The following is a 19,769-nucleotide window of genomic DNA, read 5'->3' as shown; positions in this document are numbered from 1 at the left end:
CATCAAGCCCATCGCCCTGGAAGAAGGCCTCCGCTTCGCCATCCGCGAGGGCGGCCGCACCGTGGGCGCTGGGGTCGTGACCAAGATTCTGGAGTAACACCGCGGCCCGTGGCGTAGGGGAGGCGTCCACCTCCCCTACGCTGCCGCGCGTAAAGGAAGAGGACCGAGATGGCGAGCGACGTACGCATTAAGGTATTGTTGGAGTGCACCGAGTGCAAGCGGCGCAACTATGCGACCGAGAAGAACCGCCGCAACACCACGGGCAAGCTGGAGATCAAGAAGTACTGCCCCTGGTGCCGCAAGCACACCGTGCACAAGGAAGTCAAGGCGTAGCGATGGGTAAGATCATCACCTACTTCCGCGAAGCCCGGGCCGAACTGGCGCGGGTCAGCTGGCCGAGCCGCGATGAGATCATTCAGTCGACCGAGGCGGTGCTGCTGTTCACGCTGTTCTCGATGACGATCTTCTGGATCTACGACATGGCCTTCGGCGCGGTCATGCAAAGAATCCTGCAATGAGCATCGAATGGTACGCGGTCCACACCTACGTCGGTTACGAGGACAAGGTCAAGGAGAACCTTGAAAAGCGTGCCCGCGCCTTGGGTATGCAGGACAAGATCTTCCAGGTCCTGATCCCGACCGAAGAGATCGTCGAACACCGCGAAGGCGGCAAGAAGGAGACGGTCTACCGCAAGCTCTTCCCGGGCCACGTCTTCGTACAGATGGACCTGGGCGACAACCCCGAGGACCCCAACGAGGCCTGGGAGGTGGTGCGCAACACCCCGGGCGTGACCGGCGTGGTGGGCACCAGCGAGGGCGGCAAGTACCGTCCGGTCCCGCTCACCCCCGACGAGGTGCAGCGCATCCTCGAGGTGAGCGGCCTGGCGGGGCGCAAGGAAAGCCCCAAGCCCCAGGTCACCTTCAAGGAAGGCGACGTGGTGCGGGTGGTCAGCGGACCCTTCGCCGACTTTACCGGCGTGGTCAGCGAGATCAACCCCGAGCGCAACAAGGTCAAGGTCCTGGTTTCGATCTTCGGTCGCGAAACGCCTGTGGAGCTGGACTTCTCCCAGGTGGTGCGCGCCTGAAGCAGCGTTCGTACCCCGAACTGCGGGGGAGCTGAGGAGGCAACATGAAAAAGGTCATCGGTTTGGTTAAGTTGCAGCTGCCTGCGGGCAAGGCCACCCCGGCCCCGCCCGTTGGTCCGGCGTTGGGCCAGCACGGCGCCAACATCATGGAGTTTTGCAAGGCCTTCAACGCGGCCACGGCGAACATGGGCGACGCCATCGTGCCGGTGGAGATCACCATCTACGCCGACCGCTCGTTCACCTTCATCACCAAGACGCCCCCGGCCTCCTACCTGATCCGCAAGGCCGCGGGGATCACTAAGGGTGCGTCCAACCCCAGCCGCGAGGTGGTGGGCAAGATCACCTGGGATGACTGCCTGAAGATCGCCGAGCAGAAGATGAAGGACCTCAACGCCGGCTCGCTCGAGGCCGCCGCCCGTCAGATCGCCGGCTCCGCCCGCTCGATGGGCGTGGAAGTGGAGGGGATGCCCGATGCCTAAGCACGGCAAGCGTTACCGCGCGCTCCTCGAGAAGATCGACCCGAACAAGGTCTACACCATCGACGAGGCGGCCAAGGCCGTGAAGGAGCTGGCCTCGGCCCGCTTCGACGAGTCGGTGGAGGCCCACATCAAGCTGGGCATCGACCCCCGCAAGTCGGATCAGAACGTCCGCTCCACCGTGGCGCTGCCCCATGGCACCGGCAAGCAGGTGCGGGTGCTCGCCATCGCCAAGGGCGAGAAGATCAAGGAGGCCGAAGAGGCCGGGGCCGACTACGTGGGCGGCGAGGAGATGGTGCAGAAGATCCTGGACGGCTGGATGGACTTCGACGCCGTCGTGGCCACGCCCGACATGATGGGCGCGGTGGGCTCCAAGCTGGGCCGGGTGCTGGGGCCGCGGGGGCTGCTGCCGAACCCCAAGGCGGGCACCGTGGGCTTCAACATCGGGGAGATCGTGAAGCAGATCAAGGCCGGCCGCATCGAGTTCCGCAACGACAAGACCGGCGTGGTGCACGCGCCCGTGGGCAAGGCCAGCTTCGAGCCCGAAAAGATCGCCGACAACGTGCGCGCCTTCATCAAGGCCGTCGAGCAGGCCAAGCCCGAAGGGGCCAAGGGCACCTACCTGAAGAGCGTCTACCTGACGACCACCATGGGTCCCTCGATCAAGGTGGACCCCCACAGCTGAGCGGCTGCGGCAATTGTGACCCAGACCTCTTTTCCCAATGGCCGCTCGGGTATACACTCGCTATTCGGCACCCCGGTGCGGACTCGTCCGCGCCATGGCAGGACGCTGAAGACCGCGGGGGGCATCAGGCCTTAAACATCCCGCCGAGGCGCGAGGGGGAGCGTTTCGAAGCAACCGGTTCGGGGGACCCCCACCCCTGACAGGCAGGAGGAGAACGTGCCGAGTGAACGCAACGTGCAGCTGCTGGGACACCTCAAGGAGATGCTCCAGCAGACGAACGGCTCGTTCTTCCTGGTGAACTACCAGGGTCTCGACGCCAACGAAGAGTTCCAGCTGCGGCGCCAGGTCACCCAGGCCGGCGGCCGCATCTTCGTGGCCAAGAACACCCTGATCCGGATCGCCATCCGCGACCTAGAGCTGCCCGAGGTGGACGAGGTGCTCAAGGGACCCAGCGCGGTGGTGATCTACGACGAGCCGGTGGCCGTGGCCAAGGCCCTGGTGCAGTTCGCCAAGGAGAACGCGGGGGAGATCCCGCAGATCAAGGCGGGCTTCCTGCAGGGCCAGAAGCTGGCGCCCGAGGAAGTCAAGGCCATCGCCGAGCTGCCGACGCTCGACGAGCTGCGGGCGGAACTGGTGGGCGTGCTGCAGGCGCCGATGTCGGAGCTCGTGGGCGTGCTCGAGGGCGCGCAGCGCGAGTTCGTGGGCCTGCTGGACGCGTACGTAAGCAAACAAGAAGCGGCGTAGCCGCACGTTAAAGGAGGAATGAAGATGGCTTTGGACGTAGACGCGATCATGGAGCAGTTGAACGGCGCGACGGTGCTCGAGCTCAAGCAGCTGATCGACCGCATCAAGGACGAGTGGGGCGTGGAAGCGGCCGCCCCCGTGGCCGTGGCCGCGGTGGCCGCCGCCGGCGGTGCCGAGGGCGGCGCGGCCGAGGAGAAGACCGAGTTCGACGTGGTCCTCAAGGAAGCCGGCGGCCAGAAGCTCAAGGTCATCAAGGAGGTCCGCGCGATCACCGGCCTGGGCCTCAAGGAGGCCAAGGAGCTGGTGGAAAAGGGCGGCGCCATCAAGGAAGGCGTCTCCAAGGAAGAGGCCGAGGAGCTCAAGAAGAAGCTCGAGGAAGTCGGCGCCGTCGTCGAACTGAAGTAGCGTGCCTCGGCTGGCGGCGCGCCTACGCCGGTAGCCGTCCCACCGGGTGTGCGACTAAGGGGAACGCCGGATCCGGGCCAGCGCCCGGGTCCGGGGCTCCCCACCCTTCCGTGTAAGATGAAGACAGCAGCGGATGCCCAGCAAGCGAGCACGATTCGGCCTTTTCGCCCCTGCACCCGCGGGTGCGGGCGACGGGAGGGCGCTGTGGCCCTGCCAGAGGTGAGCGCATGAGGAAAACAAAGCGGTTCGGCAGCATCAAAGAAGTCATTCCCCTCCCCCCGCTGACCCAGATTCAGGTGGACTCCTTCCGCAAGGCCCTGCAGCTGGAAGTGGCCCCGAGCAAGCGGGAAAACTTCGGCCTGCAGGCCGCCTTCAAGGAGGTCTTCCCGGTCGAGGAGAGCGAGAAGGGGCGCGGCGGTCTGGTGCTCGACTTTCTCGAGTACCGCCTGGGCGAACCCAAGTTCGGCCCCGACGACTGCCGTGAAAAGGACCTCACGTACCAGGCGCCGCTCTACGCCCGCCTGCAGCTGATCCACCGCGACTCCGGCCTCATCAAGGAGGACGAGGTCTTCCTCGGCGACCTGCCGCTGATGACCGACGACGGCTCCTTCATCATCAACGGGGCCGACCGCGTCATCGTCAGCCAGATCCACCGCTCCCCGGGCGTCTACTTCACTCCGGACCCGAACCGCGCCGACCGCTTCGTCGCTGCCGTCATCCCGCTGCCCAAGCGCGGCCCCTGGATCGACCTCGAGTTCGACTCCTCGGGCGCGCTGCTGATGCGCGTCAACAAGAGAAAGTTCCCCGTCATCCTGCTGCTCCGGGTCCTGGGGCACGACGCCGTGAGCCTCAAGAAGGAGCTCGGCGCCTTCCCGGAGCTGCTGACGGGGGTTTTGGACGAGTCGATTTTGGAAATGAGCCCGTCCGAGGCGCTTTTGCGGCTCTTCACCATCCTGCGCCCGGGCGACCCCCCGAAGAAGGACAAGGCGACCTCCTACCTGGTCTCGCTGCTCGCCGATCCGCGCCGCTACGACCTGGGCGAGCCGGGCCGCTACAAGGTGGAGGAGAAGCTGGGCATCAAGCTGCCCAGCCGCACCATCCTCGGCTTCGAGGACGGAGAGTTCAAGGACTACGCCCTGCTGGCGACGATCAAGTACCTGCTCGCGCTCTCCAGCGGCGAGGAGGGTTACGAGGCCGACGACATTGACCACCTCGGCAACCGCCGCATCCGCACCGTGGGCGAGCTGCTCGCCGACCAGTTCCGCATCGGCCTGGGGCGCATGGCCCGCGGGGTGCGCGAGCGCATGATCATGGGCAACCCCGAGGCGGCCACGCCGGCCAAGCTGATCAACAACCGCCCGCTGGCCGCGGCCATCCGCGAGTTCTTCGGGCGCAGCCAGCTCTCGCAGTTCAAGGGGCAGACCAACCCCCTCGACGAGATGCGCCACAAGCGCCGTATCTCGGCGCTCGGCCCCGGCGGCCTCACCCGCGAGCGCGCCGGCTTCGACGTGCGCGACGTGCACCGCACCCACTACGGCCGCATCTGCCCGATCGAGACGCCAGAAGGCGCGAACATCGGCCTCATCAACTCGCTGGCGGCCTACGGGCTGATCAACGACCTGGGCTTCGTGATGACCCCCTACCGCAAGGTCAAGAAGGGCGTGGTCAGCATGAACCCCAAGGACGTGGTCTACATGACCGCGACCGAGGAGGACAAGTACACCATCGCCCAGGCCAACACCCCGGTCGACGAGGACGGCCGCATCGCCACCGACCGGGTCGTCGCCCGCCGCAGGGGTGAGCCCGAGATCGTGGACGCGTCCGAGGTCGAGTTCATGGACGTGAGCCCGAAGCAGGTCTTTTCGGTCAACACCAACCTGATCCCCTTCCTCGAGCACGACGACGCCAACCGCGCGCTGATGGGTTCCAACATGCAGGCCCAGGCGGTCCCGGTGATCCGGGCCGAGGCGCCGGCGGTGGGCACCGGGATCGAGGACCGGGTGATCCGCGACTCGCTCACCAGCGTCTACTCCGACGTCGACGGCGTGGTCAAGTACGTGGACGGCGAGCGCGTCGTCATCGAGCAGAAGAACAAGAACCTGCGCGAGTACAAGCTGCGCCGCTTCGTGCGCTCGAACCAGGGCACGACGATCGACCAGCGGCCGCGCGTGAGCGTGGGCGACAAGATCAAGAAGGGCGACCTGCTGGCCGACGGGCCCGCCGCCGACCACGGCCGGTTGGCCCTGGGGCAGAACGTGCTCGTGGCCATCATGCCCTTCGACGGCTACAACTTCGAAGACGCCATCATCATCAGCGAGAACCTGCTGCGCCGCGACCACTACACCTCGATCCATATCGAGCGCTACGGGATCGAGGCGCGCGACACCAAGCTGGGCCCCGAGAAGATCACCCGCGACATCCCCAACCTGGGCGAGGCGGCGCTGCGCGATCTCGACGAGGACGGCATCGTGCGCGTGGGCGCCGAGGTGAAGGCGGGCGACATCCTGGTAGGCCGTACCAGCTTCAAGGGCGAGACCGAGCCCAGCCCCGAAGAGCGGCTGCTGCGCTCGATCTTCGGCGAGAAGGCGCGCGACGTCAAGGACACCAGCCTGCGCGTGCCTCCCGGCGAGGGCGGCATCGTGGTGCGCACCCTGCGGCTGCGCCGCGGCGACCCGGGGGTGGAGCTCAAGCCGGGCGTGCGCGAGGTGGTGCGCGTCTACGTGGCGCAGAAGCGCAAGCTGCAGGTGGGCGACAAGCTGGCCAACCGCCACGGGAACAAGGGCGTGGTCTCCAAGATCCTGCCCCCCGAGGACATGCCCCACCTGCCCGACGGCACCCCGGTGGACATCGTGCTCAACCCCCTGGGCGTGCCCAGCCGCATGAACCTGGGACAGATCCTGGAGATCCACCTGGGCCTGGCGGCCTACGAGCTGGGGATGGAGTTCATCACCCCGGTCTTCGACGGCGCCAGCGAGGAGGAGATCAAGGAGCTCCTCGACCAAGCCTTCGAACTTCGCTGGGCCGAGCGCGAGAAGCACGGCGTAGGGTTGGACCGGCGCGAGCTGGAGGTGATGGCGCGCGCCGCCAAGATGGGCGTGGTGCCCGAAGAGCTGGAGCCGCGCGAACAGCTGAAGGCGCTGTTCAAGCAGGGCAAGGCGGTTCTCTACGACGGCCGCACCGGCGAGCCCATCGAGGGCCCGATCGTGATCGGGATCCAGTACATCATGAAGCTCTACCACATGGTCGAGGACAAGATGCACGCCCGCTCCACCGGCCCCTACTCGCTCATCACCCAGCAGCCGCTGGGCGGCAAGGCGCAGTTCGGCGGCCAACGCTTCGGCGAGATGGAGGTCTGGGCGCTGGAGGCCTACGGCGCCGCCTTCACCCTGCAGGAGATGCTGACGCTGAAGTCCGACGACATCGAGGGCCGCAACGCCGCCTACGAGGCGATCGTCAAGGGCCAGGACGTGCCCACGCCGAGCGTGCCCGAGTCGTTCCGGGTGCTCGTCAAGGAGCTGCAGGCCCTGGGCCTGGACGTGGAGACGCTCGACGAGAACGAGCGGGTCATCGACATCTTTGAAGGATTGGCCTCGCGCCGCTAGGGGAGGGCTGATGAAGAGAGAACTCAAGAAAGTACGGATCGCCCTGGCCAGCCCGGAGAAGATCCACGCCTGGTCGTACGGCGAGGTCGAGAAGCCGGAGACGATCAACTACCGCACGCTCAAGCCCGAGCGCGACGGCCTCTTCGACGAGCGCATCTTCGGTCCGGTCAAGGACTACGAGTGCGCCTGCGGCAAGTACAAGCGCCAGCGCTTCGAGGGCAAGGTCTGCGAACGCTGCGGCGTCGAGGTGACCAAGTCGATCGTGCGCCGCTACCGCATGGGCCACATCGAGCTGGCGACCCCGGCGGCCCACATCTGGTACGTCAAGGACGTGCCCAGCAAGATCGGCACCCTGCTCGACCTGACCGCGGGCGAGCTGGAGCAGGTGCTCTACTTCGCCAAGTACATCGTCATCGACCCCGGCGGGGCGATGCTCGAGGGCGTGCCCATCAAGCGCGGGGAGCTGCTCAGCGACGAGCAGTACCGCGAGCTCAAGTTCGGCCGCCAGGAGACCTACGCCATCCCCCTGGGCACCGACGCCCTGATCAAGGACGGCGACTACGTGACCAAGGGCCAGGAGCTGGCCCCGGGCGTGGTCAGCAAGATGGACGGGGTGGCGCTCTTCCGCTTCCCCCGCCGCATCTCGGTGGAGTACCTCGAGCGCGAGCGCGCCCACCTGGTGCTGCCGAAGGAGGCCTGGATCGAGGCCGAGCGCTACGACGCGGGCGAGCCCATCGCCGAACTGAGCGATCCCTTCGTCTTCGAGAGCGAAGCCGCGGGGGTGGCCGAGGTGCTCGAGTGGGACGAGGGGGCGCTGGTGCGCCTGCGCGACCCCGAGAGCGACGAGGTGGTGGCCGTCTACCTGGTGCCCGTGGGCTTCGCCCTCAAGGTGGGCCACGGCGAGCTGGTGAACGCCGGCGACCCCGTCGCCGCGGCTGAGCCGGGCGCGGTGCGCCTGCCCCGCGGGGTCAAGGTGACCGAGCTGGAGGCCGAGGAGGAGGGCGACCGCGTCTTCCTTTCGATGACCGTCGAGTGGGCCCGGGTGCAGGACTACCGGCTCGAGCCCCACATGCACGTCCTCGTGGGCGAGGGCGCCGAGGTGCTCAAGGGCGACAAGCTGGTGGGCGCCATCGACCCCGAGGAGGAGGTCCACGCCGAGGCCGACGGCATCGTGCACCTGCACGAGCCGGCCTCGATCGTGGTGATGAAGGCCCGCCTCTACCCCTTCGAGGACGACGTGGAGGTGACCACCGGCGACCGCATCGCCCCGGGCGACGTGCTCGCCGACGGCGGCAAGGTGACGAGCGAGATCTACGGCCGCGTCGAGGTGGACCTGGTGCGCCAGGTGGTGCGCGTCATCGAGAGCTACGACATCGACGCGCGCATGGGGGCCGAGGCCGTGCAGGTGCTGCTTTCCGAGCTCGACCTGGACCAGCTCGAGGCCGAGCTGGAAGAGGAGATGCTGGGCCCCAGCCGCCACAAGCGCAGCCGCGCCCGCAAGCGCCTGGAGATCGTGCGCGCCTTCAAGGCCTCGGGCAACCGGCCCGAGTGGATGGTGCTCGAGGCGGTGCCGGTGCTGCCGCCCGACCTGCGCCCGATGGTGCAGGTCGACGGCGGCCGCTTCGCCACCAGCGACCTCAACGACCTCTACCGCCGCCTCATCAACCGCAACAACCGCCTCAAGAAGCTGATGAGCCAGGGGGCGCCGGAGATGATCATCCGCAACGAGAAGCGGATGCTCCAGGAGGCCGTGGACGCCCTCATCGACAACGGCCGCCGCGGCAGCCCCGTCACCAACCCCGGCTCCGACCGGGCGTTGCGCTCGCTGACCGACATCCTCTCGGGCAAGCAGGGGCGTTTCCGCCAGAACCTGCTGGGCAAGCGGGTGGACTACTCGGGCCGCTCGGTGATCGTCGTGGGGCCGCAGCTGAAGCTGCACCAGACGGGTCTGCCCAAGCGGATGGCGCTCGAGCTCTTCAAGCCCTTCCTGCTGCGCCGCATGGAGGAGAAGGGCATCGCCGCCAACATCAAGCAGGCGCGGCGGATGCTGGAACGCCACCGCGACATCAAGGACGAGGTCTGGGACGCGCTGGAAGAGGTGATCCACGGCAAGGTGGTCCTCCTCAACCGCGCCCCCACGCTGCACCGCCTCGGCATCCAGGCCTTCCAGCCGGTGCTCGTCGAGGGTCAGTCGATCCAGCTGCACCCGCTCGTCTGCGAGGCCTTCAACGCCGACTTTGACGGCGACCAGATGGCCGTGCACGTGCCGCTTTCCAGTTACGCCCAGGCCGAGGCGCGGGTGCAGATGCTCAGCGCCCACAACCTCCTCAGCCCCGCCTCGGGCGAGCCGATCGCCAAGCCCAGCCGCGACATCATCCTGGGGCTTTACTACATCACCCAGCTGCGCCGGGAGAAGAAGGGCGCGGGCCGCGAGTTCGCCACCCCGGTCGAGGCCATCGAGGCCTACGACAAGGGCGAGATCGCGCTGAATGCCCCCATCAAGATTGCCGGCGAGGAGACCACCGTCGGCCGCTACAAGTTCGTCTTCGCCAGCGTCGACGAGGCCATCGTCGCCGTGGACCAGGGCCTGATCGACCTGCAGGACGTGGTCAGCATCCGCGTCAACGGTCAGGTTCGCGTTACCAGCCCCGGCCGCGCCCTCTTCGTGCGCATGGTCATCGAGGCCATCAAGGACGGCGACCCCGAGGCCGAGGTGCCCCAGGAGCTGCTCAACTACGACGTGGCGCAGGAGAAGAACTCGCTGCGCGACCTCGTCTACCGCTCCTTCCTGCTCCTCGGCATCGAGAAGACCGCCCGCCTGCTCGACGTGCTCAAGGCCGAGGGCTTCCACTTCTCCACCTCCTCGGGGATCACGATCGGCATCGACGACGTGATCATCCCGCCCGAGAAGCAGCAGTACCTGCGCGAGGCCGACGAGGCCCTCGACAAAATCGAGCACGCCTACAAGCAGGGCCTGCTCACCGACGAGGAGCGCCGCCGTCAGATCATCAAGCTCTGGGCCGACGTGACCGAGAAGGTGACGGAAGCGCTCTTCAAGAACTTCGAGGAGCGCTACCCCTTCAACCCGCTCTACGTGATGGCCCAGTCGGGCGCCCGCGGTAACCGCACCCAGATCCGCCAGCTCGGCGGAATGCGCGGTCTCATGGCCAAGCCCTCCGGCGAGATCATGGAGGTCCCGGTGCGGGCCAACTTCCGCGAGGGGCTGACCGTGCTCGAGTACTTCATCTCCACCCACGGCGCCCGTAAGGGCGGGGCCGACACCGCGCTGCGCACCGCCGACTCGGGCTACCTGACCCGCAAGTTGGTGGACGTGGCCCACGAGATCGTGGTGCGCGAGGAGGACTGCGGCACCACCGACTTCATGGAGGTGCCCCTCTTCCAGACCTCGGCCACCGGCGAGCGCAGCCTGCGCCGCGAGGGCGAGATCGAGCAGACCCTCTACGGCCGCACCGTCGCCCGTGACTTCGAGGCCGGCGGCCGCAGCTTCCGCGAAGGGCAGATGCTCAGCCGCGAAGACGTGGACGTCCTCGTCGCCGCGGCGCGAGCGGGCGAGCTCGAGACCGTCCCCGTCTACAGCCCGCTCACCTGCCGCACCGAGTACGGCGTCTGCCGCAAGTGCTACGGCTACGACCTCTCCATGGCCCAGCCGGTCTCGATCGGCGAGACCGTGGGCGTGGTCGCGGCCGAGTCGATCGGCGAGCCGGGCACCCAGCTGACGATGCGCACCTTCCACACCGGCGGCGTGGCCACCGGCTCCGACATCACCCTGGGTCTGCCGCGCGTGATCGAGCTCTTCGAGGCGCGCCGGCCCAAGGTCAAGGCGATCATCGCCGAGATCGACGGCGAGGTCGAGGTCGAGGAGACCGAAGACAAGCTGCTGGTGCGCGTGGTCAGCGGCGAATTCAAGAAGGAATACAAGGTCGACAAAGGCGCCCGCCTCACCGTGCGTACGGGCGACCGCGTCACCGCCGGCACCCCGCTCACCCGCGGCGCGGTGGACCCGCACCAGCTGCTCGAGGCCCAGGGCCCCGAAGCGGTGCAGCGCTACCTGGTGAGCGAGATCCAGCGCGTCTACCGCGCCCAGGGCGTGAAGGTGCACGACAAGCACATCGAGGTGATCGTGCGCCAGATGCTCAAGTACGTCGAGGTCACCGACCCCGGCGAATCCAAGCTGCTCGAAGGGCAGGTGCTCGAGCGCTGGGAGGTGGAGCGCGTCAACGAGGCGCTGATGGAGGAGGGCAAGATGCCCGCGAGCTGGAAGCCGCTTCTCATGGGCGTGACCAAGAGCGCGCTCAACACCCGCTCCTGGCTCTCCGCGGCCAGTTTCCAGCACACCACCCACGTGCTCACCGAGGCGGCGATCTGGGGCAAGAAGGACGAGCTCATCGGCCTCAAGGAGAACGTCATCCTCGGCAAGCTGATTCCCGCAGGCACCGGCACCGACTTCGTGCGCCGCACCCAGGTGGTCGACGAGCGCACCCTCGAGCGCCTCAAGGAGGCCCGCAAGGCCGCCGAAGAGGTGGTCACCACCCAGGTGCTGCCCGGCGCCGGCGCCGAGGCCGGGGCCGAAGGCTAGCCCGATCCGCCCCGGGGGTCCGTCCCCCGGGGCGTTTATCAAATGAAGGTCTTGTTTCTGGAGTCCAAATCGGCCGAGGCCCTCCGGGCCTTCGCCGCGGAGCAGCCCCACCCCTACCGGTTGCTCGCTTCCGACGACCGCTACCTGCTGGTGCTGGAGGCGGTGCGTCCTGAGGTGATCGAGGCGGGTACGCAACTCGCGGAGGTGCGCGCCTGGACGTTCGAGCTCGTCGAGGAGGGATGCCGCGATGCGTGAGGAGATCGTCATCGTACCGACGCACGAGGCCGAGATCTACGTCGAGGACACCGGACCGGAGGACGCGCCGGTCCTCGTCGTGCTTCACGGCGGACCGGGCGGGTCCAGCTACCCCTACCGCGCCGCCTGGGAGGAGGAGCTAGCCGACTACCGGGTCGTCTACCTAGACCAGCGCGGCGGCGGGCGCAGCCCCGAGTTGCCGCTCGAGCCCCGCTACTTCACCGTCGACGCCCTGGTCGACGACCTGGAGGCGGTGCGCAGCTGGCTGGCCGTGGACCGTTGGATTCCCGTGGGCCACGGCTTCGGGGCGCTCGCGGCGCTCGAGTACGGCCGCCGCTATCCCGAGCTGGTCCGCGGGGTGGTGACCCTCGGGCCCTGGATTCATTTCCCCGAGCTGGCGCGTGCGCTCTGGCGCGCGGCCTTCGGCGGCGGCGAACCTCCTGCGGACCCCACCCAGGCCGTGGAGGAGGCCTTTTCCGCCGTCGGTCCCAAGCCGCTCTTCGACCGGCTCAGCTTCCCCTCCGAGCACGGCCGCGCCCACCTGGAGTGGATCGTCGAGGGGCTGCCGCTCGCCGGCAGCGAGGGCGTGGAGGCGGCGTTCCGCACCAACGGCCTCTGGGAGCTGGACTACAGCGGCCACCTGCTCGAGTACCCGCTGGAGGTCGTGGTGATCGCCGGCGAGCGCGACGGCACCAGCCACCCGCACCAGACCGAACGCCTTGCCGACCTGACCGGGGCGCGGCTGGAGCTGATTCCCCGCGCCGGCCACTACCCCTGGATCGACGAGCCCGAAGCCTTCTTCCGGGCCTTCTACGGCGCGGTCGACGCGTTCAGCGAGTGAGCGCGGCGCGCTATGGACGCCGCGGCCCAGGAGGCGCTTCGCGCGGTTCCCGTCGCCGCCGCCCTCACCGCCTCCCCCTTTCCTCCCGCCCCAAACCGGTTGGCCTTCCTCATCAAAGAGTGAAAGAATAGGCTCATGGAGCTCTCGATCGCCGCGGCCTTCCTCGCGGGTATGCTGTCGTTTCTCTCGCCGTGCGTGCTGCCCCTGGTTCCCACCTACCTGGCCTACCTCGGCGGCGACCAGGGCCGCCCGGTGAAGAACGCGCTCTTCTTCATCCTGGGGTTCGGCATCATCTTCATCCTGCTGGGGCTGCCCTTCACCGTCCTCGGCAGCCTGCTGCAGGACTACAAGCCGGTGCTGGCCAAGGTGGGCGGCGTCCTGCTCATCCTCTTCGGGCTGTACATGCTGGGCCTCAAGCTCCCCTTCCTGGCGCAGATGCGCGGCGTCAGCTACACCGGGGACACCTCCCGGCCCTGGGGCGCCTTCCTGATGGGTGCGGCGCTGGCCACGGCCTGGCTGCCCTGCATCGGCCCCATCCTCGGCGGCATCCTCACGCTGACCGCCATGGAGGGGTTCGGGGGTCTGGTCTACCTGGTGGCCTACGTGCTCGGCCTGGCCGTTCCCTTCTTCCTCGTCGCCCTCTTCGCCGACCGCGTGGCCGTGATCATCCGCAAGAGCGGCCGAATCTCGCTCTGGGTCGAGCGGGTGGCCGGGGCCATCCTGATCTTCGTCGGTTTCCTGATGATCACCGACGCCTTTCAGCGGCTCAACAACTTCTTCATCCGCTTCACGCCCGAGTGGCTGTTCGAAAGGCTGTAGCGAACGGTGGCGGATCCCTTCGTCGAGGTCCAGAACGTCTGGAAACGGTTCGGCCGTCAGTGGGTGCTCCGTGACCTTTCGCTGGCGGTCGAGCGCGGCGAGGTGGTCGCGCTGCTGGGGCCCAACGGCGTGGGCAAGACCACGCTGCTGCGGGTGATCGCCACGCTGATCCGTCCCCAGCGGGGCACGGTGCGGCTTTTCGGGAAGCCGGCGCGGGCGCTCGAGGCCGAGCGCGGCCGCATCGCGCTGGTGGCCAACCCGCCGGCCTTCTACCGGCACCTGAGCGGCGAGGAGAACCTGGAGCAGTCCCTGGCGCTGGCGGGCCGGCCCATCGCGCGCGCAGAGGCGCTCGAGGCGATGGCGCGGGTGGGGCTGCCGGAGGGCCGCGCGGTGGCGGCGTACTCGAGCGGGATGCGCAAGCGCTTGGCGCTGGCGCGCACCCTGCTGGCGCGGCCGCAGCTGCTGCTGCTGGACGAGCCGGAAACGGCGCTCGACGCCGGGGGGCGCGAGGAGCTGGTGCGCGTCATCGGCGAGGTCGCCCGCGAGGGCGCGGTGGTGCTGGCGACCCACGACCACGGCTTCGCCGCCGAGGTGGCGACCCGCAGCTTCGCGATGGGGGCGCAGGCGTGAGGGCGCTGGTGCTGGCGCTGCGCGACCTGCGCCTGGAGTGGCGCGGGCGGGCGGGGTTGCTCTCGGCCTTTTCGTTCATCGCCGTCGTGCTCTTCATCATGGGCATCGCCTTCGGCCCCGACGAGGCTAACCTGCGCCGGGCGGGCCCGGGGGTGCTCTGGGTCGCCCTGGCCTTCGCCGGCAGCATGCTGGCGAGCCGCGCCTGGGCGCTGGAGGTGGAGAACGAAACCCTCGACGACCTGCTGCTCACCCCCGGCAGCCGCGAGTGGATCTACGTGGGCAAGCTGCTCTTCCTCTGGCTCCTGATGATCGTGATGGGGGCGTTCCTGCTGGTGCTCGTCGCCGCCTGGTTCTACCTGCCGCTCGCGGCCTGGCCCCAGCTCTTCGTCACCTTGGTCCTCGGCGGCACCGGCTACACCGTCATCGCCGCCTTCTACGCCGGTCTGACCGTGCGCCTGCGGGCCCGCGACGTGCTGCTCTACCTGCTCGTTTTTCCCATGATCCTGCCGGTGGTGCTTGCGGCGGTCAAGGCCACGCTGGGGATCGCCTTCGGGGCCGAGTTCGCCGAGATCGTGAGCTGGTGGAAGCTCCTCGGCGTCTTCGACGTCGTCTACCTGACGCTCTGCGTGCTGCTCTTCCCCGGGGTCATCGAGGGCTGAACACGAAAGGCGCCGCCGGGAGGCGGCGCCCGGGCGTGCGCCGGCGCGTCATTCCCGGAAACGCAGCGCCGCCTGCACCCGCTTGGCCTCCTCGCCGAGCCGCTTGACGTCGTTGCCCAGGAAGATCTGGTAGGCGTCGGCGTGGCCGTTGCGGTGCAGCGCCACCACCAGCGCCTGGCGGCGTTCAGGGCTGTACTCGGGGGTTACCTCGAGCACCGCCACCGCCGCCCAGTCGGCCCGGAAGAGCCGCAGCGCCTCGTCCTCGGGGTATTCCCGGGACTTGTAGCGCCCCCAGCCGGAGATCTCGGTGAGGATGCCGGGGAAGAGCAGGGTGAAGAGGTGGTCCGGTTCGGGTGCGGACGCGTGCGGGTCGTCGTAGTCGATCTCGACGCGGTCGAGCGGGAGAACGACGTAGCGGATCTCCACCTGGCCGTCGTCCGAGACGACCCGGTGCTGGTAGGGGAGGACCGGGTTGAACTCGACGGGGGCGGGGGCGTAGCCCGGGGGCAGCTGGTAGACCATGCCGGCCTCGTCGAGCAGCTCGGCGAAATCCTGGGCTGCGGGAGCAGCGGCCAGCGCCCCGCCCAGCCAGGCGAGGGCGAGGAGGGCGAGGGCGAGGGGCCGTCTCACGGCCCCGCCTCCCGTTGCGCCTGCCACGAGGCGCGCAGGTCGCGCGCGGTATCCTTCCACGCGCCCACCGGGGCACGCTCGATGAAGGCGTCCAGGTCGGCGATGGCCGCTTCCTTCTCGCCCAGCGCCCAGCGCACCGCGGCGCGGTTGAAGTAAGGGGCGGCGGCGGTGGGGTCGATGGCGATGGCGCGGTCGAAGTCGGCCAGGGCCCCTTCCTCGTCGCCCAGCTCGAAGCGCAGCACCCCACGGTTGAAGAGCGCCGGCAGGTAGTCGGGGTTCGTCTCGAGCGCCCGGTCCAGGCTGGCCAGCGCGTCGGACTTGCGGTCGAAGCGGCGCAGCGCCTCGGCGTAGTTCACCCGGACCCCGGGGTCTTCGGCGAGGTCGAGGGAGCGCTCCAGGTCGGCCAGCGCCTTGGCGTACTCCTCGAGCTGCAGCCACAGCGCCCCCCGGACCGCGTAGAGGTGGGCGTTTTCAGGGTAGCGGGCGATCGCCTGGTCGAGCGTGCTCAGCGCCTCGCCGAACTGACCCTTGGACTGGTACATCAGCGCCACGCCCGCCCAGGCGTCGGGGTCCAGGCTTTCGTGGGCGTAGGCCTCGTCGTGGGGCCCGATCTTCGAGAGGTCGAGGGGTCCGGCCTTGGCGCCGGGCGGCAGCGTCGGCGGGGCCGTCGGGGCGGCGGCCGGCGCGGCTGCGGTGGGCGGAGGCGCGGCCGCCTGCTCGGCCTTCGTCGGCTTGCAGCCGCCGACCAGCGGCGCGAGGGCGAGCATAAAGAGGAGCGCGGAAAGGTGCCTGGGCATGATTCGTCTCCTGGTGCACAATTTAACGCGTGAAGATGAGGCGTGGGCTGGAGTCGATCTCCAGCCCACGCGCGGCAAAGCCACGGGATTACTGACCCTTCTTGGCATCCTCGTAGTACTTGAGCAGCATCTTGTGCATCAGGTCGAGGTGCTCGGCGTTGCTGAGGGTTCCGGGCGTGCTGACCACGTTCCAGACCTTCTCGTTGGTCATCTCCTTGTGGCAGCCCATGCAGAGGCCGCTGCGGTTCATGTTCTCGCGCATCTCCGCGGGGAGCGAGCGCGAGAGCGGCCAGTGGGTGCCCACGGTGGCGACCTGCTCGCCGGTCTTGGGGTCGACGATCCGCGACCAGTCGAAGGTCAGGTCGGGGATGGCCGGGATCTGCACCTGGTAGTTGCTGGCCAGCGGTTCGCCGGTGCGCGGGTCGGTCAGGTCGGTGATGATGTCCTCGGCGTAGCGGTTCTGGTAGATGCCGCCGTCGATGCCGTACCCGAGCGCCTTGGGGTTGTCGTGGCAGCTTTCGCAGCGACGGGCTTCGGGCAGGGCCGAGTGCGGCTGCGCCGGCGCCATGTCGATGGCGAGGGGAACCAGATCCTGACCCAGCTGGGCCGCCTCGTCGGGCGAGCGGGCGATCACGTTGTGGGCGATCGTCTTGCCCTCGGTGTCGATGACGGTGTAGACCACCTGGCAGCCGGGCATGAGCGGGGTTACGCGGCCCTCGCCGTTGATGCCCAGGACCGGGTCTTCCCAGCGCAGGTAGGAGCGCGACTCGGAGATCTTACCCGGCGACTTGATGCCGCTCGAGCCGATCGCCGACTCGGCGGTCATGCCGTGCTCGTCCACGACGCTGCCCGACTTGATCCAGTCGGTGCCGCTGGCGCCGCCGGAGTAGTCCACCTTGACGTGGCAGCCGTAGCATTGGGGCACCCAGGAGGCGTGGCAGGCGTAGCACTCCAGGTTCTCGGCGTGCTTGGCCACCGAGACCATGGCCACCTTGGCGTCCTGGGAGACCCAGGCGTCGGCCTGGTTGATGGCCTTGAGCACCGGCACCTCGAAGTCGGAGCCCGAGGCCGAGTGCACGATCACCTTGTCGCCCTTCTTGACGACGTTACCGAAGGGGTTGCCGCGGGCGGTGAGCAGGTAGCCGTCCTCTTTGGGGTAGAGGGTGGCGAAGGCCGCGGTCTCGGGGAGCGGCGCGTCGGCGAGGCCGCGCGGGGCGTTGCCGATGTCGCGTCCGAACTCCTCGCCCTGGCCCAGCGGCAGCTCCCAGGGGAACTTCTCGGGGGTGCCGTGGCAGTCCTCGCACTCGATCTCCACCTGGGCCAGCGTGGTGGCGAAGATGTTACCGTCGCCGTGCATGTCGATCGTGGTGTGGCAGTCCTGGCAGAGCATGCCGCCCTTGCCGGGCTGGCCGCGGTGGTGCACGTCGTCGGCGATGAAGAGGTACTTCTTGGTGTGCAGCTTGGGCTGTTTGCCGCCCTTGGCGTTGAAGGGCGTGCCGTAGGGGAACTCCATCAGCCCCTGGAAGGTTACCCCGATGCGCTTGCCGCGGTTGTGGCAGGAGTTGCAGGTCGCGGTGGGGATGCCGCCGCTCGCGCCCTCGTGGATCCCGCCGATCTCGCGGGTGGCCACGATGCGGTGCTTGAGCGGGTGGCCCCGCTCGTCCTTCTTGATCGCGGGGTCGTTCCCTTCGTAGAAGCCCTCGTCGCCGTAGAGGATGTGGCACGACGAGCAGCCCATGCCGCGGTAGTCGCCCCGCTTCTCACGGCCGTTGACGCCCACGTGGCAGCGCTGGCAGTCGTGGCGCTGGTAGGTGAGCGCCGCCAGCTTGGGGTCGGCCTGCACCTCTTCGGGGCTGGCCTCGGGGAGCTGCTTCAACTCGCGGGGGAAGGCCTGGGGGTACATCTCGATCAGCTGGGTCATGTACTTCTTGTAGGCCTCGGTCCCCACCTGCGGCACCGGCCCGTCGGTGTCCTTGACGTCGTAGTTGCCGTAGGGCGTCTTGCCGTCCCAGGTCTCGGGGAAGCCCCAGGTGTGCAGGTTGCCCTGGATCTTGCCGGCCTCGGTCTGCATCAGCGCCAGGTTGAGGCGGTAGTCGTAGCCCGGGTGGCACTGCCCGCAGGTGCGGTCGGCGATCCAGATGGAGCCCGGGTCGGGGTAGAAGGTCTTGGGCCCGCGCGCTGCGAGCGCCTCGGGGGCGCCGGCGTGGGCCTCCTCGGCCGTCAGCCCCTGGGGGTTGCCGCCGTGGCAGACCACGCAGCCCGCCGGATCCCCGGCCATCGCCCCGAAGGCCTTGATCTGGGCCATCATGCCGCTTTTTGCGGGCACGATGTCCTCGATCCCCTCGTGGCAGCTGAGGCACCCTTTCTGGGCCGCCACCTCGGGGCTGACCTTCTCGGGTGCCTGCGCCCAGGCCAGCGCCGCGAGCGCCACCAGGGCCGTCCATACCAGTCGATTCATGCCTCCACCTGCCTTTCCACGTCCGGCCTCGTCCGGACATGCTGTGGTTTCTAATCCACATCATAAAAGTTGGAGCAGGTCATTTGTCCCGAAAAGTACTGGGCAAAATCGGCGGAAAAGCCCGTGCTGAACGAAAGGTGTAAATGCATATACTAAGTACAAATATTCATTTACTAAATACCCAATCCAGGTTGGTGCCGTCGCGTTCTCATCCTTTGCTGCAAACCCCTTCATCCTCGGTGTGATAGGTTGGGGCGCGAGAAAGGTCGGGCGCCGTCACCGTTTTCACCTGAAGGGGAAGGAGAATGTACGCGTGAACCACGCCGAGAACACTTCCAGCCTCGATTCTGCTTCGCGCGGGTTGCTGGCCCTGGCGCTGGTCGTCTTCGCAGTGGGGCAGTACCTGGCGTTCAAAGCCCCCCCGGACGTGCAGCAGGGGTACCTCATCCGCATCCTCTACGTGCACGTCGGCGCGGCCTGGGTGGCCTACCTGGCCTTCTTCGTGGCCATGCTCTACGCCGTCCTCTACCTGTGGAAGCAGGACGCCGCCTACGACCGGCTCTCAGCCGCCAGCGCCGAGATCGGCCTGCTCTTCATGCTGCTGACGCTGTTCGGGGGCATGATGTGGGCCCGGCCCACCTGGGGGGTGTTCTGGACCTGGGAGCCGCGGCTGACGACGAGCGCCATTCTGACCGCGTTCTACGTGGGGTACTTCCTGCTGCGGCACGCGATCGAAGACCCCGAGTTCCGCGCCAAGGCGGCCGCTGCCGCGGCGATCCTGGGCGTGGTCAACATTCCCATCAACTACATGTCGGTCTACTGGTGGCGCAGCATCCACCAGACGGCCACCTTCGACGTCATCAACCGCAAGACCCACATGGACGGGTCCATGGTGGTGGCCATGCTGGTGAACCTCCTGGCCATCACCCTGTTCTACCTGGCCTTCCTGCGCATCAAGGGTCAGATCGCCGCGCGCGCGGCGGCCCGGGAGGAGTGGGATGAATAGCTCGAGCCTCGGCATCTACGTTACCGCGGTCTACGTCGCGACCTACGCGGTGCTCTTCGGCTACGCCGCCTACCTGCTGTG

Annotated in this window: 19 protein-coding genes; 16 read left to right on the top strand and 3 right to left on the bottom strand. The window is 68.1% G+C overall.

All coding sequences use genetic code 11. The annotated features are described in order from the left end of the window. From HNQ05_RS10425 to HNQ05_RS10355, 15 genes are all read left to right on the top strand, one after another. On the top strand, nucleotides 1-97 hold a 97-nt coding region (locus HNQ05_RS10425), incomplete at its 5' end, for an EF-Tu C-terminal domain-related protein (protein WP_183677486.1). Between the two features lie 71 nt (nucleotides 98-168). Further along, nucleotides 169-333: a 50S ribosomal protein L33 gene (gene rpmG / locus HNQ05_RS10420; RefSeq protein ID WP_013457246.1), complete on the top strand. Its 165-nt coding sequence runs from the start codon at nucleotides 169-171 to the stop codon at nucleotides 331-333. Between the two features lie 2 nt (nucleotides 334-335). Further along, a complete protein-coding gene (gene secE, locus HNQ05_RS10415; protein ID WP_013457247.1) occupies nucleotides 336-518 on the top strand; it encodes a preprotein translocase subunit SecE in 183 nt (60 codons plus the stop codon). Beyond that, on the top strand, nucleotides 515-1,084 hold the full coding sequence (gene nusG / locus HNQ05_RS10410; RefSeq protein WP_147146230.1) for a transcription termination/antitermination protein NusG: 570 nt from the start codon (nucleotides 515-517) through the stop codon (nucleotides 1,082-1,084). Before secE ends, nusG begins: the two co-directional genes overlap by 4 nt. Nucleotides 1,085-1,128: 44 nt before the next feature. Then, the gene (gene rplK, locus HNQ05_RS10405; protein WP_013457249.1) at nucleotides 1,129-1,563 is read left to right on the top strand and encodes a 50S ribosomal protein L11; all 435 of its coding nucleotides are present in this window, start codon (nucleotides 1,129-1,131) and stop codon (nucleotides 1,561-1,563) included. Beyond that, nucleotides 1,556-2,245, top strand: coding sequence for a 50S ribosomal protein L1 (gene rplA / locus HNQ05_RS10400; RefSeq protein WP_147146232.1), 690 nt, complete (start codon nucleotides 1,556-1,558; stop codon nucleotides 2,243-2,245). Before rplK ends, rplA begins: the two co-directional genes overlap by 8 nt. A 216-nt stretch (nucleotides 2,246-2,461) precedes the next feature. Next, nucleotides 2,462-2,989: a 50S ribosomal protein L10 gene (gene rplJ / locus HNQ05_RS10395; protein WP_147146233.1), complete on the top strand. Its 528-nt coding sequence runs from the start codon at nucleotides 2,462-2,464 to the stop codon at nucleotides 2,987-2,989. A 24-nt stretch (nucleotides 2,990-3,013) separates the two neighbouring features. Beyond that, complete coding sequence (rplL, locus tag HNQ05_RS10390; RefSeq protein ID WP_013457252.1) at nucleotides 3,014-3,394, top strand: 50S ribosomal protein L7/L12; 381 nt, start codon at nucleotides 3,014-3,016, stop codon at nucleotides 3,392-3,394. A 227-nt stretch (nucleotides 3,395-3,621) separates the two neighbouring features. Continuing rightward, the gene (rpoB, locus tag HNQ05_RS10385; protein ID WP_147146235.1) at nucleotides 3,622-6,996 is read left to right on the top strand and encodes a DNA-directed RNA polymerase subunit beta; all 3,375 of its coding nucleotides are present in this window, start codon (nucleotides 3,622-3,624) and stop codon (nucleotides 6,994-6,996) included. A gap of 10 nt (nucleotides 6,997-7,006) precedes the next feature. Then, nucleotides 7,007-11,593 carry a DNA-directed RNA polymerase subunit beta' gene (locus HNQ05_RS10380; protein ID WP_147146237.1) on the top strand — a complete coding sequence of 1,529 codons (4,587 nt, stop codon included), beginning with the start codon at nucleotides 7,007-7,009 and terminating at the stop codon, nucleotides 11,591-11,593. Between the two features lie 42 nt (nucleotides 11,594-11,635). After that, a complete protein-coding gene (locus HNQ05_RS10375; RefSeq protein ID WP_147146239.1) occupies nucleotides 11,636-11,848 on the top strand; it encodes a hypothetical protein in 213 nt (70 codons plus the stop codon). Then, nucleotides 11,841-12,689, top strand: coding sequence for an alpha/beta fold hydrolase (locus HNQ05_RS10370; RefSeq protein WP_147146241.1), 849 nt, complete (start codon nucleotides 11,841-11,843; stop codon nucleotides 12,687-12,689). The genes HNQ05_RS10375 and HNQ05_RS10370 overlap by 8 nt, the downstream gene beginning before the upstream one ends. A gap of 135 nt (nucleotides 12,690-12,824) precedes the next feature. After that, complete coding sequence (locus HNQ05_RS10365) at nucleotides 12,825-13,508, top strand: cytochrome c biogenesis CcdA family protein (RefSeq protein ID WP_147146243.1); 684 nt, start codon at nucleotides 12,825-12,827, stop codon at nucleotides 13,506-13,508. 6 nt (nucleotides 13,509-13,514) lie between these two features. Then, on the top strand, nucleotides 13,515-14,138 hold the full coding sequence (locus HNQ05_RS10360; protein WP_147146245.1) for an ABC transporter ATP-binding protein: 624 nt from the start codon (nucleotides 13,515-13,517) through the stop codon (nucleotides 14,136-14,138). Next, nucleotides 14,135-14,797, top strand: a complete 663-nt coding sequence (locus HNQ05_RS10355; protein ID WP_013457259.1) for a heme exporter protein CcmB — start codon at nucleotides 14,135-14,137, stop codon at nucleotides 14,795-14,797. Before HNQ05_RS10360 ends, HNQ05_RS10355 begins: the two co-directional genes overlap by 4 nt. Nucleotides 14,798-14,845: 48 nt before the next feature. Here the strand turns inward: HNQ05_RS10355 and HNQ05_RS10350 are convergent, their stop codons facing one another. From HNQ05_RS10350 to HNQ05_RS10340, 3 genes are all read right to left on the bottom strand, one after another. After that, nucleotides 14,846-15,427, bottom strand: a complete 582-nt coding sequence (locus tag HNQ05_RS10350; protein ID WP_147146247.1) for a hypothetical protein — start codon at nucleotides 15,425-15,427, stop codon at nucleotides 14,846-14,848. Continuing rightward, the gene (locus tag HNQ05_RS10345) at nucleotides 15,424-16,224 is read right to left on the bottom strand and encodes a tetratricopeptide repeat protein (protein ID WP_147146249.1); all 801 of its coding nucleotides are present in this window, start codon (nucleotides 16,222-16,224) and stop codon (nucleotides 15,424-15,426) included. Before HNQ05_RS10345 ends, HNQ05_RS10350 begins: the two co-directional genes overlap by 4 nt. A gap of 88 nt (nucleotides 16,225-16,312) precedes the next feature. Further along, a complete protein-coding gene (locus tag HNQ05_RS10340; RefSeq protein WP_147146251.1) occupies nucleotides 16,313-18,682 on the bottom strand; it encodes a cytochrome C in 2,370 nt (789 codons plus the stop codon). Nucleotides 18,683-18,995: 313 nt separating this feature from the next. Between HNQ05_RS10340 and ccsA the strand changes: the two genes are divergently transcribed. Beyond that, nucleotides 18,996-19,688 carry a cytochrome c biogenesis protein CcsA gene (gene ccsA, locus HNQ05_RS10335; protein WP_147146254.1) on the top strand — a complete coding sequence of 231 codons (693 nt, stop codon included), beginning with the start codon at nucleotides 18,996-18,998 and terminating at the stop codon, nucleotides 19,686-19,688. Nucleotides 19,689-19,769: the final 81 nt, after the last annotated feature.

It is taken from the genome of Oceanithermus desulfurans (assembly GCF_014201675.1).
Classification (GTDB): domain Bacteria; phylum Deinococcota; class Deinococci; order Deinococcales; family Marinithermaceae; genus Oceanithermus; species Oceanithermus desulfurans.
Note: the sequence above shows the minus strand (reverse complement) of the source record. Positions and strands in the feature narration are given on the sequence as shown.